Origin of the sequence: Halobacteriovorax sp. XZX-3, from assembly GCF_043196495.1 — a bacterium.
Classification (GTDB): Bacteria; Bdellovibrionota; Bacteriovoracia; order Bacteriovoracales; family Bacteriovoracaceae; genus Halobacteriovorax_A.
Genome location: NZ_JBEBMO010000002.1, coordinates 512,250 through 533,821, shown reverse-complemented (window position 1 = coordinate 533,821; position 21,572 = coordinate 512,250). Strand labels below are relative to the sequence as shown.

Genomic DNA, 21,572 nt, shown 5'->3' with positions numbered 1-21,572 from the left:
AAGTTGATCATATTCTAGCAAGAGTAGCATGCGTAAAAATACTTAAGAGGACTAAAGTTTATCTGTTCAATTTGCACAGAAGGCTTTTAACGAAGGGTCCTGAGTTTCTCTAAGACAACAAGAAATAGAACGCGCAATATCAAAAGAGTTCTTTTTCAAATATTCCTGAGCTTTGCTAATAGCATTTCTGTAAACATTATTTAAACTATTAGACTTTATCTCATATTTATTCTTACATAGATTCTTTGTACCATTTTGAACACTAAAACAGGCTTTCTCAATTTCCCCATTTGGATCAAATTCTAAATTACTAAGAACGGGTATCGTAACTCCCATACGTCCGTATTTTCTTTCATAAAACTGGACTTTATCAATCTTATTATCTTCACTAGTTACGAGAATATTTCTTTTATCGAGGCCATTAAGTTTTACCTTTCCATCCCTAAGGCATGATTTCCTATTAACACGATTCGATTGAAGATCATTATATATGCCATCAACAACACTGCACATATGCTGGCCATGCTGCAAGGCCATTTCTTGTCTCTGCCAAGGCTCATCTAAAAATTTGATTACATTAGGACCTAAGCCAATTAATGGCCCACAATTAGGATCCTGTACCCAGTCGTGATAACCGATTTCCTGACATCCAGTCTTTATCGAAGTTAACATTAAATCAACACCTGTAACTCCTTTAATAAATTTCGTGTTAGATAAAAGTCCAGCAATTCGACTTCCTAAAGATTTCGCATGACTCTTAATTTGTGAAGCTAGTGCGGCCCTACTAATTGCAAACACCCCAGCTTTCTTTTCATTGACAAGCTCACCATACTTTAGCTTAACATCTAACCTAGACTTAAGTTTTGCCTTTTCGAGAACACTCAATTTCTTATAATGAAGGTCCTTATTGATATCTTGATAATTATCTTCCAGATACTTCGCTAAATTTCTATCCATCTTATCTTTAAGAAAAAAGTCACTTTGACTTGCCAGAGTTGTCTTCCTTCCAAATTCCTCAGTTGCAACAGGACTCATACCTCTATCAACAAAGTCTGCGATTTTTTCAATACGTAGTATTTTTTCACGTGTCGAATCATTAAGATTAAACTGATCAAAGACTTCTTTAACAAATTTTTCATCCTGATTATTTAAAGCATCAACAATTTTACGATCTAGTTTTTTTCCATATCCTTCATTATAGAGCACTTCATAAAAAGGACGTCCGTTATAGCGACTAGTGGTTCTTACTTTGGCATTATCATGTACGGACAAAACACTCTTTAAAATATTTTCATCCAAGCCTTTAAATTCGTCAGGAAATTCCTTAAGTAGTCTCATTCCCATCTCGACAACACGCTTCTTATGAGCTTGCATATGTTGATAAAAATCAAGTGCATCATTTACATACTTTCTAGGAGCAAGTTTTTCTGAGATGACTTGCATCGAAGATTTTTGAAGAGCAAGAAAAGTAGATGTAACAACAGGATAGCCAGTAACAGGTAGAGAGCAAACAAGAGCTGAATCCTCTTTAATAGCGGCATCAATTAAATGAGAATGCTCAATATCTCTTAACTGCACAAGTTCAAGACAATCATTTAACGATGAAGAGTTTGCGCAAATAACACTTGTTCTTAAGTAACTTATTTTATCTTTGACCACTTCAGAATTGACCAAACAACTGCCGGTCTCAGCAAATGATCTACTAGAGAAAGTAAGTAGAAATATGATAAGAATATACTTATAGATTCAATGCTCCTTAACGAGTGGTCATAGAAATATATTCGGTATTAAACGATAAAAGTTGAACAAAATCATCAACTTGAGTTTCTGAAAAGCTTACAATTATAGATTACTAGAATTAGGGAGAATTAGCCTTGAAAGTTAGCACTAAAACTTACACTATCATTAGTTAAATGATACTCACTTGTGCATAATCAAGGCTTTTATTATCAAGAGAATTTTTTCGTTAACATTTTGAAAGGTTCCTTAAAGGGAACGTACGAATACTTCTCTTCTAATACCTCTGCGGCCTTTCTAAGAACAGATCTCTTTAGCCCTCTTTGAATTATATAAGAAGCAAGATCATTACAAAGAATAAAAATTGCAGAAATTAAAGTTATTTTCTTTCCACGAAGACCAACAGGAAAACCACTTCCATCAGGCTGTTCATGATGCTGATGAAGAATAAAATCAACCTCTGGGTATTTAGTAAATAAACTTGCTAACTCACCTTCTCTCACAGGGTGAATCTTAAACTCTTCCTGTTCATCTTCAGAAAACATTCTTAGATTTGGATCTTTAACTGAATTTATCTTACACAAGTCATCATTTTCTAATGTTGAATCACACAAGAGTGCACTGAGTATAATTTTAGATCTTGTCCCACTTGCCTTATAATTGATGGATTCTAGGATACTACATCCAAATAGTGATGTAAGAATGCTCTTTTCAGCAACGTCTCCCGCGCTGAATGGAAACTTTCCTAGCAGGGCTAATAAATCCGGCTCCTTTTCAATTACGTACTCACATTTTTCAATCACCTTATCAACTAGAGATAAAACAGCATCTCCAGTACCAATCCATCTTAAGTACGAATGGATGATACCAACTGATCGAATAAGGTTCTCAAGCAATACTTTTGTATCCTTATACTTATCAAGCGTAATATACATCTCTGTAATAGCATCTTCTAGAACTTGTAGCTGATCACTTTTATAGAGATATACAAACTTAACTTTTCTTTTAACAAAACTTTGAATTAAAGCTTCAGTGATAAGAGTATTTTTCTTAATCACTTTCATAAATTTATTTGAAGAAAATTTAATATATGCATCCGCTGGTATTGATTTAAATAAATATAAACTTCGAAGCTTTAATGGAGCAAATTCAGATTCATCGATTTCAATCAAGGCCGCACTTTCTTCAATTCTTTTATATTTTAATATGATATCCATAAACACATTTTCTAGTGCGTCTTCATTAAAAGGATATTCAAGGTGATGGGCCACGGCCATCATCTCTTCATCGAGTTGGGATTCTACATTTCCAGCATATAGCGATGAGTTTCCAAAGAATACAAAATCAATACTATCGACAAGTTCACTATATGCAGTCATTAGATCAAGCGCTTCTATATCCTTATTTTCAACATCAATTAAAGCAATATGAAATGGACCTTTACTCAATACTTGATCGATAGCCTCATCTTTAGAGTTCACCTTTACTATCTCGATTTCTTTAGGAAGGTTACTTCTTAGATAATTGTCTTTATTGATATCTTCATCAGTAATATATAATGCTCTTATCATTTCTGATCTCCTAACAACTTTAGCTTAATTAAATTAAATAATAGTATATAATACATATGAATTATTACGATGGGAATTATATGCGATCTAGAGTTTTGATTATTTCTGATGAAAATATCTTAAGTTCCGTTTATGCTGCGAACTTAAGTGCATACGTCGGTTTAAAAGTAATCGTTGCAAAAACAAAAAGTGAAATTCAAAACTACTTAGGTCGTAGAGATTACGTAAATCTAATTGTTTGTGCAAACTTTCTTGAAGATTTCCCAAATATTTCTGATGAAATATTAAACCTCATTTCTTCTGTGAAATTGAAGTCTAATATTATTATGTTTAATAATTTAACTGAACAAAATTCAACAGTCGCAATCCCACCATCTGTTATTTACATTCCTAATCGATACGATATTAAATCAATCGTTAGATCATCAGCAAAGCTAATGAATGTAACGGCAAAGGATATGGTTGCATTAGATGTTGGAGATTTTTACCCACTTCCACTAGACCTACTTAAATTAACTGATCAGGCCTTCTGTGATATTTATCTTCGAAAAGAACAAAAAGATGAAGATGAATTTGAATTAGTATATTCAAAGGATGACAAGATTAATGAAAAAGACATAAGTGCAGAAGATGATCAAGTCTATGTGAAGTCAGAAAAAAGACTTCAGTGTATCAACTTTTTAACGATGCAATTAATCATGCACTTAAAAACAACAGCGACGCCAGAAGAAAAGCTTAAGGCCGTTGAAGTCTCATTAGAATCTCTTGCTTCTGTACTCTTAAGCGATGAAGCAAACCTCGAAGAGGTATCAAAAGTAAGCCAAACTTGTATAAAGATCATCAAGGAAGTTATTGAAGAATCGAGTGAACTTGAAAAATTATTAGCATATCTTCTTGCAAATAAATCATCATATCTTTATACCCACTCTATTCTTGCAACATATGTAAGTCAGTTTATCTTAAAACAAGTTTCGTGGGGTAACTCTGCTCAAGAAGAGAAGATGGCCTGCGCTTTCTTCTTTCATGATATTTACCTAGCACCAGTCTACAAAGAACATCCTGATGCATTTGAAGTTGAAGATCTTGCATATAAACTTGATGTTAGTGAACAGAACTTAAATTATATTTTAATGCATGCCAAGCTAGCAGCAGAGCAAGTCTCAAAGCTTAAAAAACTTCCTAACGGTGTTGATCAAATTATCCTGCAACACCACGGTACAAGAAATGGAGAAGGCTTTGCCATGGATCCAGGAGATGATATCTCCCCTCTTTCAAAAGTTATGATGATCTCAGAGTCATTTGTGAACTTCTTCTTTGAAACAAAGGATAAGGGACAAAACTTTTCAAATGAACAATTAATTACTTTTCTAAACCAACAATATACTAATAAAAGTTATCATAAGCTTATTGCGATCTTAAAAGACCTAAAATAAATAAAATATACCAGAGGATCCATGAAAAGATCCTCCGGTATTTATATTTATGATTCAACTTCTTCTAAAATTTTTCTTCGAGGTCTTGCTATTAGTGAATAGAAGCAAGGAACAACAACTAGAGTAAAAATAGTTGAAAGAAAAACCCCACCAATAATAACGAGGGCCATAGGTCTTCTTGTTTCAGAGCCCGCTCCCACAATGACGGCCGCTGGAACAGCAGATGCAAGAGTTGTAAAAGTAGTCATAATGATAGGTCTAAAGCGTGTTTCACAAGCCTCTAAGATGGCATTTTTTAACTCTTTGCCTTCATCTCTTAGTTGATTTGAAAATTCAACAATAAGAATAGAAGTTTTCTTAACAATCCCCATTGTGAGTAAGATACCAATCATCGAGTAGATATTTAGAGTACTTCCAGACAACCATAGTGCGATGAATGAGCCAGCTAATCCAAAAGGTATCGCCAGAAAGACAGTTAGTGGATCTGAAAAAGAATTAAACTGACTGGCCAGAACCATATAGGCAATAACAAGTCCTAAAACCATGATCATTAAAACACTAAAGAGTGATTCATTTAGATCCTTTGAAAACTTTAAGTAATAACCCTTTGGCAATACTTTCTCACCAAGTTCTTTGATATAATCAATTGCCCTACTTTGAGCAACACCAGTTTTTAAATTGGCATCAACTCGAATCCCTCTGGCTCTATTTTCACGATAAATAGACTGTGGTCCAAATGCATCTTCGATCTTTACAACATCATTTAGAGTTACAAATTCTCCGCGATTATTTTGAAGTAGTAGTGACGAGATATTTTCGCGTGTACGATCTTCCTCTGCTAATTGAACAAATACATCGTAACGTCTACCACGCTCCGTATACTTTGTTGCGGCCGAACCAGCAACTCCGACATTAAGAGCAGTTGCAATAGTATTAACTTCAACACCACGTTGTTGTGCTTTAATTCGATCAGGAATAATGTGAACTTCAGGAAGCTGTCCGATGTCATCGGAGCGAATTCCAACCATTAGATCAGATTCTTTCATCCCCTTTTCAAGTTGTTCATATAATTGTGCTTGAATTGCGGCATCTGGCCCCGTAATTGTAAACTCAATTGGACTTCCTCTTCGGCCACCAATGGCAGATCCCATACGATCTCTAATGATGATCTTTAGACCTTTTATAACAGATAATTCTTTTCTCAACTGAGCTGCAACTTCAAATTGAGTGAGCTTTCTCTGATCGCGGTCTTTAAGAATTAAAACACCAAAACCACGGTTTCCAGAAGTAGCACCTCGTCCACCACCAACTGCAACAATCATTCTTTGAATATTTTCATTTTTAGAAACGATTTCTTCGTACTCTTTAACTTTCTCATTTGTGTAATCTAAGCTCTTTCCATCTGGAGCGATGAAAATTACAAACATGAAGCTACGATCAGACTCAGGTGCAAATTCCTTATCGATATGATTAAGAGATAAGAAAGCAACAAGAATCAGTGCAGTCGATACAAGAAGAACTTTAATTCTATGACCTAGTGCGAACTTAAGAATTCCCATGTAAACTTTATTTCCAAACTCTACGGCCCTATCAACCCAAACGTGAACAAAGATTCCTTTTGAAGCAACATTTAAGAATTGTGAACATCTCATTGGTGCTAGAGTCAGGGCCTCTAGAGAAGATAGAGATACAGCAATACAGATTGTTAAAGCAAACTCTTTAAAGAACCTTCCTTCGATTCCAGGCATTAGTGTAATAGGTGCAAAGATTGCAACAAGAACAGCGGTCGTGGCAAGAACAGCAAATGCAATCTCACGACTTCCTTTAAAAGCTGCCTGAACCTTATCATGTCCCTTCTTGGCGTAGCGAACAATATTCTCCAACATAACAATAGCATCATCAACGACAATACCGATTGCTAAGGTTAGTCCAAGAAGTGAGAATGTATTTAATGAGAATCCCATTAAGTACATAAAAGAAAACGTTCCAATAATGGCAGTAGGAATGGCCAGAAGAATATTTATGGTTGCCGACATTGAGTTCAAAAATAGCCAACACACTAAAGAAGTTAAGATTACTGATAGCACAAGGTTTTGAAGAAGTTCATCAATTGATAACCTAATAAAAGATGTTCTATCGAAGTTTACAGAAAGATTTGTCCCCTCAGGCAAGTTCTTAGAAATCTCTTCAACTCTCGCCTTAACTCTATCCGCAACATCAACTGCGTTAACACCTCTTTGCTTGTAAATTGGCATCGATAGCGATGGTTTTTGATTAACACGTGAGATACGCGTACGATTTTCAACACCAGCGTAAATATTTGCAACTTCAGAAAGTCTTATCGGTACGTAATTAGCTTGGCCACCACGTCGATTGATAATCATATTCTTGAAGTCTTCAACTGTTCGTCCTTCACCTAAGACTCTTAAACTCTTCTCATTTGAAACCGTCTCAAACTTACCAGCAGGTAGCTCAACACTTTCTCGTTGGAGTGTAAGAACAATATCAGAGAGAGTTAATTGATACGCTTCTAGCTTATCAGCGATAACATCAATTCTCATCATAGGCTCTCTCGCACCAAAAGCACGAACTTCAGAGACCCCCTCGATTGTAGTCAGCTGATCAATAACACCATCTTTAAACAAAATATTAAGTTCTCTTTCAGACAAAGTATCTGAAACAAGAGCTAAATAGAGAATTGGATCATCAGCTGCGTTGGACTTTGTCACTGTTGGAGTTTCGACATCGTCAGGAAGCTGTCTTTGAGCACGTCCTAGAAGAGTTTGAACTTCCTGAAGTGCGAAATCAATATCCTTATCAAGTGTAAATTCTAAATCAATTCGCCCTTGCCCACGTCCAGCAGTAGATGTCATATCTTTAATCCCTTGCATTGAAACAAGAATAGATTCGGCCGGCTCTAATACGTCTTTTTCCACAACTTCTGGAGTTGCCCCTTCATATTGGTAGGCAATTGAAATTGATGGGTAATCAACATCTGGGTTTTCATTAATTCCTAATTCTCTAAATCCTAAGATTCCAAAGAGAATGAGAGAGAACATTAACATCCATGCAAATACAGGATTTCTTATCGATAATGATGATAAACTCATATATAACCTTCTTAATTTTTAGGGATATTACCTAAGTAAGCATTCGCTTGATAATATAAAGACTTAACTTCAAGAGACGATCTAATCGCTAACTTCTCAAGATCAATGACATCATCTAGTGACCTAATAACTTCAATCTGTGTAACAAGGCCTTTATTTAGATCTTTCAACTGCTCTTGATACGAAGCACGACTTCGAAACAATGCTTTTCTAAGTGTTTTTAATTCATTTTTCTTATATTCAAAATTTTGAACAAATGCATTCCAACGATTTTTCGTATTACGTCTACTGAAATCAATTTGGGCCTTGTTGATTTGTGAAGCGATTCTCTTACTTACAACTCGAGACTTTCTTTCACCAAAGTCTAATAAGTTTAAAGAGACATTGAGACTTACACCCCAATCACGCTCTCCAATCTCGTTCTTATCAATATTGTAATTGGCCCTAAGATCAACCTGGGGATAATATGCGGCCTTTTCGATCTTTGCTTCTGCAATAGAAGCTTCATAATCATACTTCAAACTTTTAAGTTCAGGTGTGTTCTCAAGATCGACATTTAATGAAAGCGTTAACTTTAATGGATCAACACTATCTTTCACTTCAGCAATATTATCGAGTCCAGAAAAATTCATAAGATCAGTCATCGAAGTCTTTACCTGTGCCTTACTTTGTACAAGTCCTGCTTCGAGGCGATGTAGTTGGGACTCTAGAGCAAATAGATCGGCCTTGCGATCTCGTCCAATTTTTGTTCTACCTCTAACAATACTAACCCTCTTTCTTAGGTTCTCTAATAATGCATCGACTCTTTCTTTTTCTTCAATAGCGGAAGACATTTGAAAGAATAGCGACGTGAATTGAGAGTAGTACTCTGCAAGACTTCTATCAGTAAGAGCTTTAGCTTGCTTTGGTACAATTTTATTATAGTCATATAGAGCAAACTCAGCTCCACCTTGAAATAGTTTCTGATTTAAAGAAAGGAAAACTTCTGAATCAACTTCATTATTACGAGTTGTAACATTGCGATACTCTTCACTATAAGTGTTAGTATTTACAATATCAACTGACGGATAAAGTGTTGACTCTACAGTTTCAAGGTCTGAAATAGTTTTCTTCTCTGTAAGATCGAATACTTCAACTTGTTTTGACTTTTTTAAAGATTTTAAATAAAGATCCTCAACTGAAGCGCTGCTTAAGCAAGGAACAAGTGTAAAAAACAATAATCCAATTTTATAAAACTTCAAGAATTAGTCTCCTGTATATTTTTAACAAAATTTTCAATTACCAGTAGTGCATCTGTTACTTTTTTAACCTCAGATGAATCAATATCATCTAGGTTTTCTAAAAAGCGACAGCTAGCAGCACTTCTGACTTTTTCAAATTTCTTTTTGCCTTTTGATGTAATTTTTAGATTCGTGATTCTTCGATCTGTTTTACAAGTCTCACGAGATATATATTTATCGTTGACCAAAGTATCTACTAATTTTGAAATGGCCGCACAAGATACACACATGACTTCAGCTAGGTCACTTACTGAACATGTGCCATTATCAACTCTTGCAAGGATTCGATATTTTGGAAAGCTAAGCTCTGACTCACTAGCACTTTTAATATACGATCTAATAATGCCCATGGATGATGGGATGACTTCGATAAATTTACGAGATAATGAATCTTTAATAATACGTAACCTTGTTAATATTTAACTTTGTTAAGTATTCTACAAAGATATCTTAAGATTTCAAATATAATTCATTAGAAAAATTTCAGCTTATTTAATCGAGTTAACTAAAAAATCCATGCCACCAATAATTGCGGCCACTTGTGCATCCACACAATTTTCAGCACTAACCCTTGGGCTATCTGGATACACCTCTGTTGTCGTACAAAATTTTGCATCAGAAAAAGATGCACAAAGATGAAGCTTCTTTAAAGGATAATTAATCACACCCTCTTGTTCTAGCTTCTCTCCAATAATATTCCCATTTATATCAGCTGGTGCGATATGTGTAACTTTACGAACAGATTCAATAATTGCTTTTTGAAATTCAGGTGTTGGATTCTCACTATCTCCCACCAGGTAGAAACCATCTGGAATATCCCAAATATCTTGAGGTATTCCATCTCTTTTTTCGAGGGCCGGCCTAAAGACAGTATTATCAGTATCCGTTGTCTCATGAAGATCGAAATGAGCAAAAATCTCAAGATTTAATTCAGAAATGGCCTTCATGAAAAGGTTGCATTCGGGCGCAGGACCATCATTGAAGAATGAACGATTAGGATCGACGGTCATTGGATTCCAACGATTAATTGTTTCATAACCCCAAGGACTAATACATGGAGCAACAATAATATTAAAATCGTTTGTGTAGTTTAAAGCTTGTGTTTCTAAAAAAGCGAGAGCTCCATGAACACCACTAGTTTCATAACCATGAACACCACCAGTAATTAGAATCGTTTTATTCTCAGGTAAGAAATTCTTGCTTTTTATTAAGAACAGCGGATACCTATTCTCATCGTACGGAAGTGCTCCATACTGAGAGATATCAAAAAGATTTTCTAGATTCTTAATCTTTGTTACGACTTCTTCTCGATACGATCTTTTTATCTCTTGTTCTTCAAACCAGATATTCTTTTGTTCGTCATTCCACATAAGTGCCTCATACTAAACTTCACAAAAAGATTTTGGCACTATTTTTTTATTTCTTCAATATCTTGAATCTCAATTAGAATTTTACCAACTGTCTTTGGTTACACGTATCGAGGATTTGTTGTCTGGGCAACTTCGCTTATTTTCATATAACCAATTCCTTGCATACATATCATTTCTATCGGATTTGAAGAAAACTTCCAAGCGCCGAGGAACAAGACTCCGGCGCAAAACGTATTCCAAAGGTATGAACCCGATCTTTTAAACTCTCAAGACTTCCAGCTCTTTGCTCATCTAGATGCTTGAGATGAATTCTCATTGATTCCACAAAGACTTCATCGTTATCCAAAGCTTCTTCAATAGCGCTTCCAACAAGGGCCAGTTTATTGCGATTCATCCACCAGTCTTTATATGATGGAGGAAGTCTGAAGCCCTTAGCATCTCCAATTCTTTTCCTGTAATCTTCCACATCTGAATAGCTTTCAAAATTATTAAACCACTCTCCTAACCATGCTGTATTGTTTTTTTGACCTTGATAGTAGAAGTCTTTATGATCATCCACGAGAATGATTGAATCAAGATCATCACTAACAAGGGAGATATCTTTCTTCCACTTATGAACAAAGCGAGAATCTTCAGGGACATTTTTTCTATTATCGTAAAGGTGGCGCTTTGAAAGAATGCGATAAGAAATATCATGAAAACTTTTATCACTTCCGTCTGAAAGTTTGAGCGATTTTAACAATTCAAGATTTCGATCCTCGCTCCCACCACTAAAAAAAGAAATTGAAACATCTTCTCGTTTTGATAACTCAGTGATGAGTTCCTGGGCGTATGGAATAATCCTATAGTGAATGCCTTGGATGGTAATAGTTCTTTTCGGATTAAATGTTTCACCCTCTTCTATTTCGGCCACGAGCGTGTGGTCCAGATCAAAGACAATATGCTTCTGCTTTAGCTGAGCTGGGCCCCTAAGAACTTTAGAGCATGAAATGAATATTAGGATGAAAATAAGGTATCTCACTGATATCTTATCGACCATTTTAGTCAAATACTTAAAAAATTACTGAAACCTCTTCTAGAAGGGCCGCATGCTTATTTCTAAGCTCAATCGGATCATCAAAACTCATAGACGTAGTCTTTTCAAAGAGAATTAAACTCTCTCCATTTGGCAGTAAGCAGGTGATATGAGCAGAGCATTCATTCTTATGCTCCCCTAGCATTTTCGTCACTAAACTTAGATTAACTCTAAGCTCTTTAGAGGCTTTTCCTGGATACTTCTTACATAAATCGATAAGGGATTTCTTAAGCTCTGGATTATCCCACTTAAGGGCCTCAATGATTGATGGCTCAGTTGATTTGACTTGATAGAGCTCACCATCAACAACACACTTAATTCCTTTATCAGTCGATGTTTCAAGGTAGCGATAAGCGAAGTTTTCGAGATTATGAATGAAGAGCGCTGAAACACCATCAGACTCAATTAGCCATTCACGATTCTTAGAATTCATTTCTTCTGTTAGCTTTTCTTTATCAATTTTCGTCATATATACATAATACTTGCTAAATCTAAGCAGTAAAGTAATTCTATAATTATAACTAAATAATAACTGGAGAAAGTTTATGAGTAATGCTAACGAACCATCGTTAAAATCGAAAAGAGCTGGAATTGTCTTCGGCTTCGTCATCTCCTTTGTTCTCGGATCAGCATTTGTCTTTTCAGCACTAAAGGCTGGAATTACACCGGGGATCAGTCCCCTCGTCGTTTTGTTTGGCTGGGTCGCAATGGGTACCTTCTTTAAAGACGATATGAAAGGCTTTCTTGCCATGGCCCAAGTAACAGGCTCAGCAGGAGTTGCCGTAACAGCAGGTGTCGCATTTGTTGCTCCAATCGTTCAAATCTTAGCAGCAGAACTTGGAGTAGCTGTTCCACCAGTCGATATTTTATCTCTCATTTTAGCTTCAGCTGCAGGATGTTTCCTAGGTTGGGGATTTGTTGGTCTTGCAACACAGAGATTCTTAACTGATCCAAAACTTCCAGCGCCAGAGGCCGTTGCCTGTGACCGTCTAATTCAGACAGCAGCAGAAAATCCTCAGGCACGACCACCTTTAAAATTTTCACTTATTCCAGGGCTAGCATTTGGATTTGTCATGGCCTTCCTAAGTCAAATTAAAGTTTTAAAGGCAAGTATATATGACCTAAAGTTCACACTAAGTGGCGTTGAAACAAAACTTCCACTTCCAATTAACCCACTATACTTTGGTATTGGAGCACTTCTAACTGTTCCTACTGCAATCCTAATCTTCTTTGGAGGACTTTTAAATGCAGTTGTTAAAGGAATGTCGGCCGCTCAAAATATGCCAGGAACAACTTTTCGTTGGGTTGGTGGAGCAGCTATGGTTGTTGCTGTTGTTTACTCATTAATTGCTTATATTATTGAAGGTAGAAAAACTCGCAATGCTCTAGCTAATAAAGAAGCAGACTTTGATGCTGAACAATTAGAAATTCCAGCAAGCGTAAGAAAGCAACTTCTAGCATCGATTGGGTTTGGTGCATTCTTACTAATTGCGATGATGCTGTATTCAGGAGCAACACTCGTAGGTCTTGTTGCACTTGGAATTGTTGCCCTACTACTCATCTTTTTCCTAAGTGGCCTAGGTGCACTTTTATCACTTCAAGTTGGATCATCTGCTTCACCTGTTAGTGGAACTGTTTTTATGGGAATGCTAGTTCTAAGTTTGGTTGGACTTGCAATTGGTCTTGAAGGTATCCAAGGTGTTTACTTTCTAGTTCCAATTATTGTTGCAGCTTGTGTTGCCATCTGTGCATCTAACGACTCATCTCAAGATTATAAGACAATGCAATTTAATGGCCTTAAAGTTTCAAGCTCTTTCATCGGACAACTTGTTGGTCTTCTTGGTGGTGCAATCTCTGTACCTCTAGCGGTTTACGTTGCTCATGAAACAGGAACACTTGGAAGTGAAGCCCTTCCTGCACCACAGGCGGCTTTCTTTGCAACAGTTCTAAAATCACTATTTATTCAAAGTGATATTCCAATGATGCCAGTACTTGCCGGAGCAGGCCTTGGACTTTTAGCTGTGATCATTGAAATCATCGGAAAGCGTAAAGGTATTATTTTAAGCTCACTTGCTTTTGCTGTAGGAATTTATCTTCCATCATATATTGGGACGGGAATTCTTCTGGGATCGCTTGCAAGACTAGCTGGGACAAAGTCAGTGACAAAGATCACTCACCGAGGAATCTTAACTGCCGCAGGACTTATCACAGGAGACGCTTTATTTGCTCTTCTTTTTGGAATCCTTGCCATTGGTGGAATGGAGATCGCTGGAGTTGAAGGCTTTAATTACCAAACAAGCCTAAGCGTCTTATTCTTTGTTGGGCTTCTGCTTACAACAGCGATTAACTACGCTAAGACATCTTCAATCGAAAAGAACTAAGATAAGATCTAATAATTCCGGGAACTTCTAACGAGGTTCCTGGATTCTTCCTTTTCAAACCTTGTTAAAAGTACAATCTCTGACTCAATATATTGGATTTGGTGTATAAAGTAGAAATATTAAGGAGATTTTATGAAATTAATCAGTCTAGCTGTATTACTACAACTTTCTGCGATGGCCTTTCACCACTCTAATGACGGTGCCCTTTACTGCGGGAAACACGAGTCTCACATTAAGATCTATTACAAAGAAAGTTCTAAGCTTTACTACTATATCGACAATACTGATTTGAGAAATCTAAAAGAATACAAATGTGTCGAGTTCACGCCAGAACTTCCATTCTACGATGAAGTTCAAAGCGCCTATCTTGAGGCACAAAAAGATGTTGAACAATTTAGCTCGGCATCTACTGCTGTTTATCGACTCGAACACGACAAGCGCTACTATTGTGGAAATCCACAATCAGGTGGACTCTACGTTGCTTACACAAAGAGATATTCTGAGGCACTCTATCTTTACGATATCGAGTCTCAAACTTTTGATACTTACCGTTGTATACACTTATAAAAAATTTAGATGCTTACTTCTTATGATTCTATTTCACCACAAGTAAGCATCTTCTTTCCATAATATGGATTCTTAACAGAAGAACCTTTTTGAATCCATCGGGCCTTTGCCATTGGGCATTTCACGATCTTCAGGTCGCTATTTTCAAGTGATTTTCCATTCTTGATATAAATTTCAGAAAGAAGTTTAAATGAATCTCGTAATCCACTAATAGTACTTATATTTTTATCACAGTCATCGTATTTATAATCTTTAGCATAGTGGCCAAGTTCTTTCTTACACATCGTTTTCCAAGACTTTAGGCCCTGGTCGAGATTTCCCTCAACTAATGACTTCTGAAGAATTAGGTAATTTTGATATTCTAACTCATGGCAAAAAACGTTAAAAGATAATATTAAAGCTATAAATAATTTCATAATTTCTCCTCTGGGTAGCATGATATTACACATACCCCCCTAGGGTATATCGTAAAAACTATAAAATCAAATTAATACTTATTATCTCTAGAACTAGTAAGCTTCAATTAAGGCACCACTCTCAAGTAGCTTTTTATGTCGCTGTTTTAGTTTCTGAATTTCATTTAAAAATTGAAGGCGCTCCTTCACTTGATAGAACTCATAAGGAATCTTACCACTTTCAATATAATCAATTATTAAGCTCTCACTTATTGTTTCTAGACTGATAATTGAGTTCATTGATCGAATAGCATCCGTTAACTCTAAGGCAGGCCTTGAAGCTTTTACACGAAGTTGACTAGTAATGACTTCGTGAATGCCACTAGAGAGATCAAGTAAGAGATTTGCCTTCTTATCTTCAAATGTCACTTCATAAAGTTTATCAAGAGCCGTTACGCTCTCCATAAGAACTTTAGAGTTATCAATATTATCGATGCTATTTTGAATAAGAGAAAGGAGCTCAGGATCGTTAGTTAATCTCTCATCTAAAATAAGATTTCTTAGTCTTTCTTTGCTTTGAGCAAGCTTATCCTTACTCTTATAATGTAGCGCCGTAATTGAGTCTTCATGATAATAGGCCCTAGAGTCTAAGGTTTCACCTTCGATAGGTTCAGTAAGGGTAATTCGGTAAGTGATATCATGGATTACTTCTTCACTTAACTTATCACCATAGCTAATACTCATATGTCTTAAAGCTTCATGAATAAGAAGCCCTATTTTTGAAAAGTCACCGACACTATTCCAAACAGGAGTAGAAATCCAGGCGCCTTTATCTCCAGAATAAAAAACTGCACCTTGAAAAATCTCTCCCTCATAAAAGCTGCTAACTCGATGTGGAGTAAATCTCCAATCAGCTCCCTTTAGGGCGGACTTAATCCCATGAGTAATCAAAGGACTACTCTCTTGCCACTTCTCGATTCTCTCTTCTAAAAGCGGATATATTTCCATTTCTTTAATGCGATCAAAAGTGAATTTCTCATAACCAAGAACACTGGCATATTTTTTCAAGACAACTGATGAACCTTGAGAATAATTAAATTCATCAACAAAGTTTTGATCATAAACAGCAATGTCTAATAAGATAGGTGCACCGACTCCTGTTTTAACAATCGTTCCTCCACCAGAACTCTCAAAGCCACCCTCATCTGAATTGTCTTGCACACTCTTTTTTAAAAAAGAATTTAAATCTAGTTGCTGAGGCCTTTCCTTATGAAGATTAAACTTCTTAATATCAAGAAGTGTCTTATACTTTGATAAATCCACTTGAACTTTATGCTTAATATCCAAACTTTCCACACCAAAAGCCTGGTGATTCAAGCATAAGCATAGTCCAATCAGTGAAATAAGTTTTTGAGTCTTCATGCTTTCAATATAGACCAAAAGCAATTTAGCAAAGGGGAAAGTGTTTAATTTATAGGCCCTGTATTTAATAAATACACAACTATGCCGAAGCTAACTAAAAATATGCTAAAGTATTAACTAATACTACGAAGAAGAGAACACAAGCCAATAATAACGAGAACTTATGGATATTTTCAGTTATCAAAATTACAAAGATTTCACTATTGATGCTCTTGAAGAGCTTGGAAAACGGGTGCGCGGAACAAGGTCAAGACTTGCTGAAAAGCTGGCCTGCCAAACGGCATATATCTCACAAGTCCTAAACAAAGATGCTCACTTTAGTCTTGAGCAGGCACTGCTCACAGCAGATTTTCTGTCTCTATCAAATAAGCAGACGGAGTTCTATTTAACGCTAGTTAATTATCAGCGCGCTGGAAATAAGAGATTAAGTGACTATTACAAGCTCAAGATAGATGAGCTTGTCAAAGACTCAAAAGATCTCAGTAAACGCCTAACTGATAAGAAAGAGCTAACAAAAGAGCAGCAATACGAATACTACTCAAGCTGGCATTATCTTGCGATCCACGCCTACCTCTCAATCACAAAGCAGTATGACAGAGAAGTGATCGCTGCAACTTTTTCAATTTCCACAGAGACTGTGGCAAAGGTTATCGACTTCCTTTTGGATGCGGGGCTTATTACTAATGACGGTGATAAAATAAAGCTTACATCAAAAAGTTTTCACCTTGGAAAGAACTCTCCAATGATTGCAAGACATCACTCAAATTGGCGTCTGCGTGCGATGGAAAGTATGGACCGAGCAACTGAAGATGAGCTTCACTATTCCTCTGTTATCACTCTTTCTAAGGAAGATTTGCCAAAGGTTAATGGCATCATGGTAAAGGCCATTGAAGAGATACGTGAGGTAGTAAAGAAGACAACCCAAGAGGATGTCTTCTGTTACACGATGGATCTCTTTAAAGTTTAGTTAAGCTCTAGCCGCTAGCATAACTTCATGAAGTAGTGCTGAAAAAATCGCTAACTTATTGGCGAATTCATCATCCATTGTTACTTCAAATCTCTCATCAAGCTCGAGGATATTTGAAAGAATAACTTTCGAATCATCTAAATTATTTAAACTCTCTTCAAAGATTAGCTTAATCTGAGAATCGGCCATAAGCTCACTATCTTCACCAATAAATGTCTCAAGTTGAGTAACGATATTAACAAGTCTTGAGTTTTCAACCTCTGTAGAAGCAAAAGTGTTTAGTGAAAGAATTAAGCTACTAAGTAAAATCATCATTGTCTTTTTCATTTGTATTCTCCTTTTCTTTTTGTTTTGTTGAAGGAGTTATAGACCAACAGATGACGCACTGATAGATTAAATTAATTAAAAAAATCAGCCTTTCTTAAGCTCAACTATGAAAAACTACTTAAAATAATATAATTACAACAACTTATGATAGATCATTTTTAAAACCCTAGCTCACATCTCGTTAGCTGTTGATCTCTATAGTAGCCATCAGAGATTAATCTTGCTGCGCTCTTACACTCGTATACGGTGTATTCGCCCTCATAAATGTCTTTGCAATTTTCGAGTTGAGTGTACTTGTCCATGCTCTTAGGAATCGATCTAATGAGACTACTACATTGAGAAAAGTTAGATTGCCCCTTAAGCTCTTTAAAGCAACTAGCAACCTTATCCATATAGATAATATCAAAAAGCGTTGCATGAGATAGACACTCTTGGAGCGTGTAGCTGCCCTTAAATTTATCAAAACATTTTTGCTTGTCAGGATTAGGGCCTATTTTTGATGCTTCAGAACAGTCTTTGAATGTTTCGACATAAGCGGGAAAAGTGAGCTTACTAAAGGTATAGTCAATATTTTCATCTTCTTTATCACTTACTTTATTAACAAGAGTGAATAGGTAGAGCTCTTCATTTAACTTCGTGAGTTTATGTCTTACGTTTTTAAAACTTACTTCTTTAATTTCATCTAAATCTAGATTTCCAGAATCATCAGTTGTTGCATAGTGAAACAACGTAGCAAACCTTTCATCAAGTGTGATGATTTTTGGCTCACCGGCTTCATCAATTCTTACAATTGCAAACTGAATTTTAAACTGTGTTTTTGGTAAGTACTCTACCCTTCCATTGATTTTTATATTTATGTCACTACCATCAAAATCAATATCTGACTTCACTGATACCTTAGGAGATGTAGCTGCTGGCACTTTCGGCTTAATAAGCTTCAATTTTTTCTTTAGCTCGACGGCCATAATTTGAGGGGCCCCATAGAGTTTATTAATATACTCAAAGGTAATTGTTCCATATCCATTACTTCCCCAGCTTTTTCCATAGCTATTTTTGAACTTAAAAGTTTTATCTTTTAGGTTATAACCTGTTATGACGATGGAGTGAGCAAAACACTTTTTAGAAATATTGCACTCATCTCTTAGCCTCGTATTATATTTGATCTCTCCATTTTTCGAACTAAGCATTATGTCATCATTAATTACGATATTAACAGATACTGGCCGTTTATTTTTAGCGAGGTATGAAATAATTAGATCTGATCTTTGATTTTCATAATCGTCTATATCAGTGATTTCTAAATTATTCCCTAATGAAATAATTCTATTTTTATCGACACTGCTATTATGGTGGTAGCATTCATAACCAGATGATCTAACAGAGGCGTCTTCTGAGCATGGCATGCCTGGGGAGAACCAGCTTTGCTGGTAAGGTAGATCCTGCTCAAAAGTGATCCCATACTTTCTTGCTGCATAAAGATTCCTAATGACACTAGAGCCTTCTTCTAATTCTCCATAACGAGCATAGTTCTTGGTAGCATAAATCATAAATTGTTCTGAGATATTTATCTCAATATTATGTTGTTTGATGATTTCACTTTCTAATAAGGAGGTAGCACTAAAGAATGTACATGCCCCTCGATTTCCTTGATTTTTAACTGAAGACTGAATGCTACTTAAATCCAGTGAAGCCGGAATTACAGACTCACTCGCTTTTGCGAAATTGCAAACAGAAAACTGCAAGAGCAAAATTGTGAATAAAAATAATGAGTGCTTCATAATTCCAAACTTTTAAAAGAGTTGTATCAGTAATTAGATACAGCAAGAGTGAAGCCAGTTTTTGCAAAGAAGTGGGCTTTTGAGGTGTGGATAATCAGCTAGTTATGGGTTGAGAACGAAGTAAAGTGTTGAATAAATTGTAAATGTACAAAAATTGGCCAGCATTAAGCTTTTACGCGGTAGATGCCGGCCTTTCTCTCCATTAGCTTCTCTGCAATAAACTCACGTCTAATGGTACAAAAGTCTTCGTTATACTTTTCAATCCTTTCGTTAACTTCAGCTTCTGTGTAATCACGGCCCTTTTTAAATTCTTGTAAGAGATGCTTTAAAATAACGAGTCGTTTTTTACGTTGTACAGGGATCGACTTAAGCACACCATTTTTAAAAAATGACTTGATGATCTTCTGTTCATATTGAACTTCATTTTCATCTTCGTTTGAAATTGAAACCTCTAAAATTGAACTTAGGATATTCTTATCAAGCATCTTCTTTTGTAGTGAGAAGACTTTGTAGTACTGCTCCTTGCGCGACTTAATAAGTCCTACAGCTTCAAGCTTTTTCAAGTGATGCGTAATCGTTCCAGGAGACAGAGAAAGTCTTTCTGCAAGAACTTCTGCATAGAGATCTTTCTCTGCCAGGCTTCTGATAATACTTAATCTCGCCTCATCACCTAAAACTTTAAATACGTTCGCAAGACTCATCTCTTAACCTTCGCCAAGGGATGCGCGCATTTCTTGCACAGATGGAAGAGATACGATCCACTCAAATGTACTAAGCTTAACCATCGCCTTGTCTGCATCTTCATCACGTCCAAATCTGATGTCTTCGCTATAGCTCTGTGACCAATCACGGTACATAAGTTTTGTCGTCTTGATGAAATTAGCAGTCGTAGCATTTCCGTAAAGCTCTTCCATAATTTCAAAAACATTCTCTCTAATCTTTCTTTCAACGTTGATATCGATTTTTCCTCTTGAAAGGTTCGATGCCTGCTTTGAAAGTTCTTTCAATTCATCCAAAAAATTCATTTTTACCTCCTGAATCTGTTTTGATACTTGTCAAAATAGACTCAAGAAATAGAAAGGTCAATATTTATTTTGATACTTATCAAATTAGATTTAAAACCAGTATATTAAAACATATGCTATTATACCTAAATGAAACTAACTTTCTTCTCAGACACTCATAATCGCCACGGCGAAGTTCCCTTCGAATCAGGGGATATCCTCTTTCACACAGGAGACTTCACACGCCGTGGCTCGCTGGAAGATACGAGAGCATTTGCAGAATTTGTTGCAGGCCTTGACTTCAAACACAAGATCGTCATCGCTGGCAACCACGACTTCTGCTTTGATGATGAAAGAAAGGAAGAGGCCGAAGCAATCTTAAAAGACAACGGCATCATCTACTTAAATGATTCAGGAATTGAAATTGAAGGATTTAAAATTTGGGGCTCACCAATTCAGCCGTGGTTTCATGACTGGGCATTTAACAGGCACCGAGGTCCTGAGATTCAAAAACATTGGGACTTAATCCCAAATGATACTGATATCCTCCTCACCCACGGTCCACCTCGCGCCGTGATGGACTTATGTGCAAATGGCGAACGTGTCGGATGCACAGACCTGCTCAAAACCATCCAACGAGTACAGCCTCGCGTGCATGCCTTTGGCCATATCCACGAAGGTTACGGTACTGATATTTTTGGTGGAATAATATTTGTAAACTCTTGTAGTTTGGATGAAAATTACAGGTATAAGAATGCACCGATTACGTTAGAGCTAAGCTAACAAGTGATGCTAAAGTATCTCTTTTACGCGTCCAACCTCACCGCTTTCAAGACGAACCTTGATCCCATGCGGATGATAATCTGACTTCGTTAGAATATCTTTTACGATACCTTCAGTAAGGTTTCCTGTTCGTTGATCTTTTTTAAGAACAATGCGTACCTTCTCACCGATTTCAATATGGTCTCTTACGTTGCCTTCCATTTTATTCCTTTTATAGTCTAGCCTTAGCTTCCTTAAAAGTGATTTTAACAGGTTGTACACATAAAAACCTTAATTTATTGGAAAATTTATTAAGTGTTAACTTTCTAACGGCCTATAAAAATTCTTCAAAATAAATGAAACTAATCATAAAAGTAGGGATAATCAATACAA

Annotated in this window: 20 protein-coding genes; 5 read left to right on the top strand and 15 right to left on the bottom strand. The window is 36.2% G+C overall.

Going from position 1 to position 21,572, the window contains the following annotated elements; translation table 11 throughout:
• Positions 1–66: 66 nt before the first annotated feature.
• Together ABMA70_RS13080 and ABMA70_RS13075 are read right to left on the bottom strand one after the other, a co-directional pair.
• Positions 67–1,659 (bottom strand): hypothetical protein, encoded by a 1,593-nt coding sequence (locus ABMA70_RS13080; protein WP_392992952.1) that lies wholly within the window; start codon positions 1,657–1,659, stop codon positions 67–69.
• Between the two features lie 290 nt (positions 1,660–1,949).
• A complete protein-coding gene (locus ABMA70_RS13075; protein ID WP_392992954.1) occupies positions 1,950–3,308 on the bottom strand; it encodes a hypothetical protein in 1,359 nt (452 codons plus the stop codon).
• A gap of 56 nt (positions 3,309–3,364) precedes the next feature.
• Between ABMA70_RS13075 and ABMA70_RS13070 the strand changes: the two genes are divergently transcribed.
• Positions 3,365–4,741 carry an HD domain-containing protein gene (locus ABMA70_RS13070; protein ID WP_392992957.1) on the top strand — a complete coding sequence of 459 codons (1,377 nt, stop codon included), beginning with the start codon at positions 3,365–3,367 and terminating at the stop codon, positions 4,739–4,741.
• A 47-nt stretch (positions 4,742–4,788) separates the two neighbouring features.
• On the opposite strand, the gene ABMA70_RS13065 is transcribed toward ABMA70_RS13070, so the two are convergent.
• The 6 genes from ABMA70_RS13065 to ABMA70_RS13040 all read right to left on the bottom strand — a co-directional run bounded on the left by ABMA70_RS13065 (position 4,789) and on the right by ABMA70_RS13040 (position 12,045).
• Positions 4,789–7,851, bottom strand: a complete 3,063-nt coding sequence (locus tag ABMA70_RS13065; RefSeq protein ID WP_392992959.1) for an efflux RND transporter permease subunit — start codon at positions 7,849–7,851, stop codon at positions 4,789–4,791.
• 11 nt (positions 7,852–7,862) lie between these two features.
• On the bottom strand, positions 7,863–9,092 hold the full coding sequence (locus tag ABMA70_RS13060; protein WP_103218338.1) for a TolC family protein: 1,230 nt from the start codon (positions 9,090–9,092) through the stop codon (positions 7,863–7,865).
• Positions 9,089–9,481, bottom strand: coding sequence for a MarR family winged helix-turn-helix transcriptional regulator (locus tag ABMA70_RS13055; RefSeq protein ID WP_103218339.1), 393 nt, complete (start codon positions 9,479–9,481; stop codon positions 9,089–9,091). The genes ABMA70_RS13060 and ABMA70_RS13055 overlap by 4 nt, the downstream gene beginning before the upstream one ends.
• Before the next feature lie 138 nt (positions 9,482–9,619).
• Complete coding sequence (locus ABMA70_RS13050) at positions 9,620–10,501, bottom strand: M14 family metallocarboxypeptidase (RefSeq protein WP_392992963.1); 882 nt, start codon at positions 10,499–10,501, stop codon at positions 9,620–9,622.
• Between the two features lie 175 nt (positions 10,502–10,676).
• Positions 10,677–11,522 (bottom strand): NIF family HAD-type phosphatase, encoded by an 846-nt coding sequence (locus tag ABMA70_RS13045; protein ID WP_392992965.1) that lies wholly within the window; start codon positions 11,520–11,522, stop codon positions 10,677–10,679.
• A 31-nt stretch (positions 11,523–11,553) separates the two neighbouring features.
• On the bottom strand, positions 11,554–12,045 hold the full coding sequence (locus ABMA70_RS13040; RefSeq protein WP_103218342.1) for a hypothetical protein: 492 nt from the start codon (positions 12,043–12,045) through the stop codon (positions 11,554–11,556).
• Positions 12,046–12,121: 76 nt separating this feature from the next.
• On the opposite strand from ABMA70_RS13040, the gene ABMA70_RS13035 reads away from it, so the two are divergent.
• Positions 12,122–13,957: a hypothetical protein gene (locus tag ABMA70_RS13035; RefSeq protein ID WP_392992968.1), complete on the top strand. Its 1,836-nt coding sequence runs from the start codon at positions 12,122–12,124 to the stop codon at positions 13,955–13,957.
• A 132-nt stretch (positions 13,958–14,089) separates the two neighbouring features.
• Entirely contained in the window at positions 14,090–14,524 is a 435-nt protein-coding gene (locus tag ABMA70_RS13030; RefSeq protein ID WP_103218344.1) for a hypothetical protein, read from the top strand.
• Positions 14,525–14,544: 20 nt separating this feature from the next.
• Here ABMA70_RS13030 and ABMA70_RS13025 read toward each other — a convergent pair whose 3' ends face one another.
• Both ABMA70_RS13025 and ABMA70_RS13020 read right to left on the bottom strand, forming a co-directional pair.
• Positions 14,545–14,940 carry a hypothetical protein gene (locus ABMA70_RS13025; protein ID WP_392992970.1) on the bottom strand — a complete coding sequence of 132 codons (396 nt, stop codon included), beginning with the start codon at positions 14,938–14,940 and terminating at the stop codon, positions 14,545–14,547.
• Between the two features lie 93 nt (positions 14,941–15,033).
• Positions 15,034–16,341: a hypothetical protein gene (locus ABMA70_RS13020; protein ID WP_392992972.1), complete on the bottom strand. Its 1,308-nt coding sequence runs from the start codon at positions 16,339–16,341 to the stop codon at positions 15,034–15,036.
• Positions 16,342–16,504: 163 nt separating this feature from the next.
• On the opposite strand from ABMA70_RS13020, the gene ABMA70_RS13015 reads away from it, so the two are divergent.
• Positions 16,505–17,308 carry a TIGR02147 family protein gene (locus tag ABMA70_RS13015; protein ID WP_392859131.1) on the top strand — a complete coding sequence of 268 codons (804 nt, stop codon included), beginning with the start codon at positions 16,505–16,507 and terminating at the stop codon, positions 17,306–17,308.
• Here the strand turns inward: ABMA70_RS13015 and ABMA70_RS13010 are convergent, their stop codons facing one another.
• From ABMA70_RS13010 to ABMA70_RS12995, 4 genes are all read right to left on the bottom strand, one after another.
• On the bottom strand, positions 17,309–17,635 hold the full coding sequence (locus ABMA70_RS13010) for a hypothetical protein (RefSeq protein ID WP_392992974.1): 327 nt from the start codon (positions 17,633–17,635) through the stop codon (positions 17,309–17,311).
• A 158-nt stretch (positions 17,636–17,793) separates the two neighbouring features.
• Positions 17,794–19,377: a C1 family peptidase gene (locus tag ABMA70_RS13005; protein ID WP_393022262.1), complete on the bottom strand. Its 1,584-nt coding sequence runs from the start codon at positions 19,375–19,377 to the stop codon at positions 17,794–17,796.
• A gap of 200 nt (positions 19,378–19,577) precedes the next feature.
• Positions 19,578–20,114, bottom strand: coding sequence for a metalloregulator ArsR/SmtB family transcription factor (locus ABMA70_RS13000; protein ID WP_103218350.1), 537 nt, complete (start codon positions 20,112–20,114; stop codon positions 19,578–19,580).
• Positions 20,115–20,117: 3 nt separating this feature from the next.
• Positions 20,118–20,438: a hypothetical protein gene (locus ABMA70_RS12995; RefSeq protein ID WP_103218351.1), complete on the bottom strand. Its 321-nt coding sequence runs from the start codon at positions 20,436–20,438 to the stop codon at positions 20,118–20,120.
• 129 nt (positions 20,439–20,567) lie between these two features.
• Between ABMA70_RS12995 and ABMA70_RS12990 the strand changes: the two genes are divergently transcribed.
• Positions 20,568–21,200, top strand: a complete 633-nt coding sequence (locus tag ABMA70_RS12990) for a metallophosphoesterase family protein (RefSeq protein WP_392992979.1) — start codon at positions 20,568–20,570, stop codon at positions 21,198–21,200.
• A 9-nt stretch (positions 21,201–21,209) separates the two neighbouring features.
• On the opposite strand, the gene ABMA70_RS12985 is transcribed toward ABMA70_RS12990, so the two are convergent.
• Complete coding sequence (locus ABMA70_RS12985) at positions 21,210–21,401, bottom strand: YwbE family protein (RefSeq protein ID WP_392992980.1); 192 nt, start codon at positions 21,399–21,401, stop codon at positions 21,210–21,212.
• Positions 21,402–21,572 lie beyond the last annotated feature (171 nt).

Coding starts and splice junctions, on each gene's coding strand:
- ABMA70_RS13000 (WP_103218350.1), bottom strand. CDS start 20,114: ATGAGTCTTGCGAACGTATTTAAAGTTTTAGGTGATGAGGCGAGATTA.
- ABMA70_RS13015 (WP_392859131.1), top strand. CDS start 16,505: ATGGATATTTTCAGTTATCAAAATTACAAAGATTTCACTATTGATGCT.
- ABMA70_RS13065 (WP_392992959.1), bottom strand. CDS start 7,851: ATGAGTTTATCATCATTATCGATAAGAAATCCTGTATTTGCATGGATG.
- ABMA70_RS13020 (WP_392992972.1), bottom strand. CDS start 16,341: ATGAAGACTCAAAAACTTATTTCACTGATTGGACTATGCTTATGCTTG.
- ABMA70_RS13035 (WP_392992968.1), top strand. CDS start 12,122: ATGAGTAATGCTAACGAACCATCGTTAAAATCGAAAAGAGCTGGAATT.
- ABMA70_RS13050 (WP_392992963.1), bottom strand. CDS start 10,501: ATGTGGAATGACGAACAAAAGAATATCTGGTTTGAAGAACAAGAGATA.
- ABMA70_RS12985 (WP_392992980.1), bottom strand. CDS start 21,401: ATGGAAGGCAACGTAAGAGACCATATTGAAATCGGTGAGAAGGTACGC.
- ABMA70_RS13040 (WP_103218342.1), bottom strand. CDS start 12,045: ATGACGAAAATTGATAAAGAAAAGCTAACAGAAGAAATGAATTCTAAG.
- ABMA70_RS12995 (WP_103218351.1), bottom strand. CDS start 20,438: ATGAATTTTTTGGATGAATTGAAAGAACTTTCAAAGCAGGCATCGAAC.
- ABMA70_RS13055 (WP_103218339.1), bottom strand. CDS start 9,481: ATGGGCATTATTAGATCGTATATTAAAAGTGCTAGTGAGTCAGAGCTT.
- ABMA70_RS13030 (WP_103218344.1), top strand. CDS start 14,090: ATGAAATTAATCAGTCTAGCTGTATTACTACAACTTTCTGCGATGGCC.
- ABMA70_RS13010 (WP_392992974.1), bottom strand. CDS start 17,635: ATGAAAAAGACAATGATGATTTTACTTAGTAGCTTAATTCTTTCACTA.
- ABMA70_RS13070 (WP_392992957.1), top strand. CDS start 3,365: ATGAATTATTACGATGGGAATTATATGCGATCTAGAGTTTTGATTATT.
- ABMA70_RS13025 (WP_392992970.1), bottom strand. CDS start 14,940: ATGAAATTATTTATAGCTTTAATATTATCTTTTAACGTTTTTTGCCAT.
- ABMA70_RS12990 (WP_392992979.1), top strand. CDS start 20,568: ATGAAACTAACTTTCTTCTCAGACACTCATAATCGCCACGGCGAAGTT.
- ABMA70_RS13075 (WP_392992954.1), bottom strand. CDS start 3,308: ATGATAAGAGCATTATATATTACTGATGAAGATATCAATAAAGACAAT.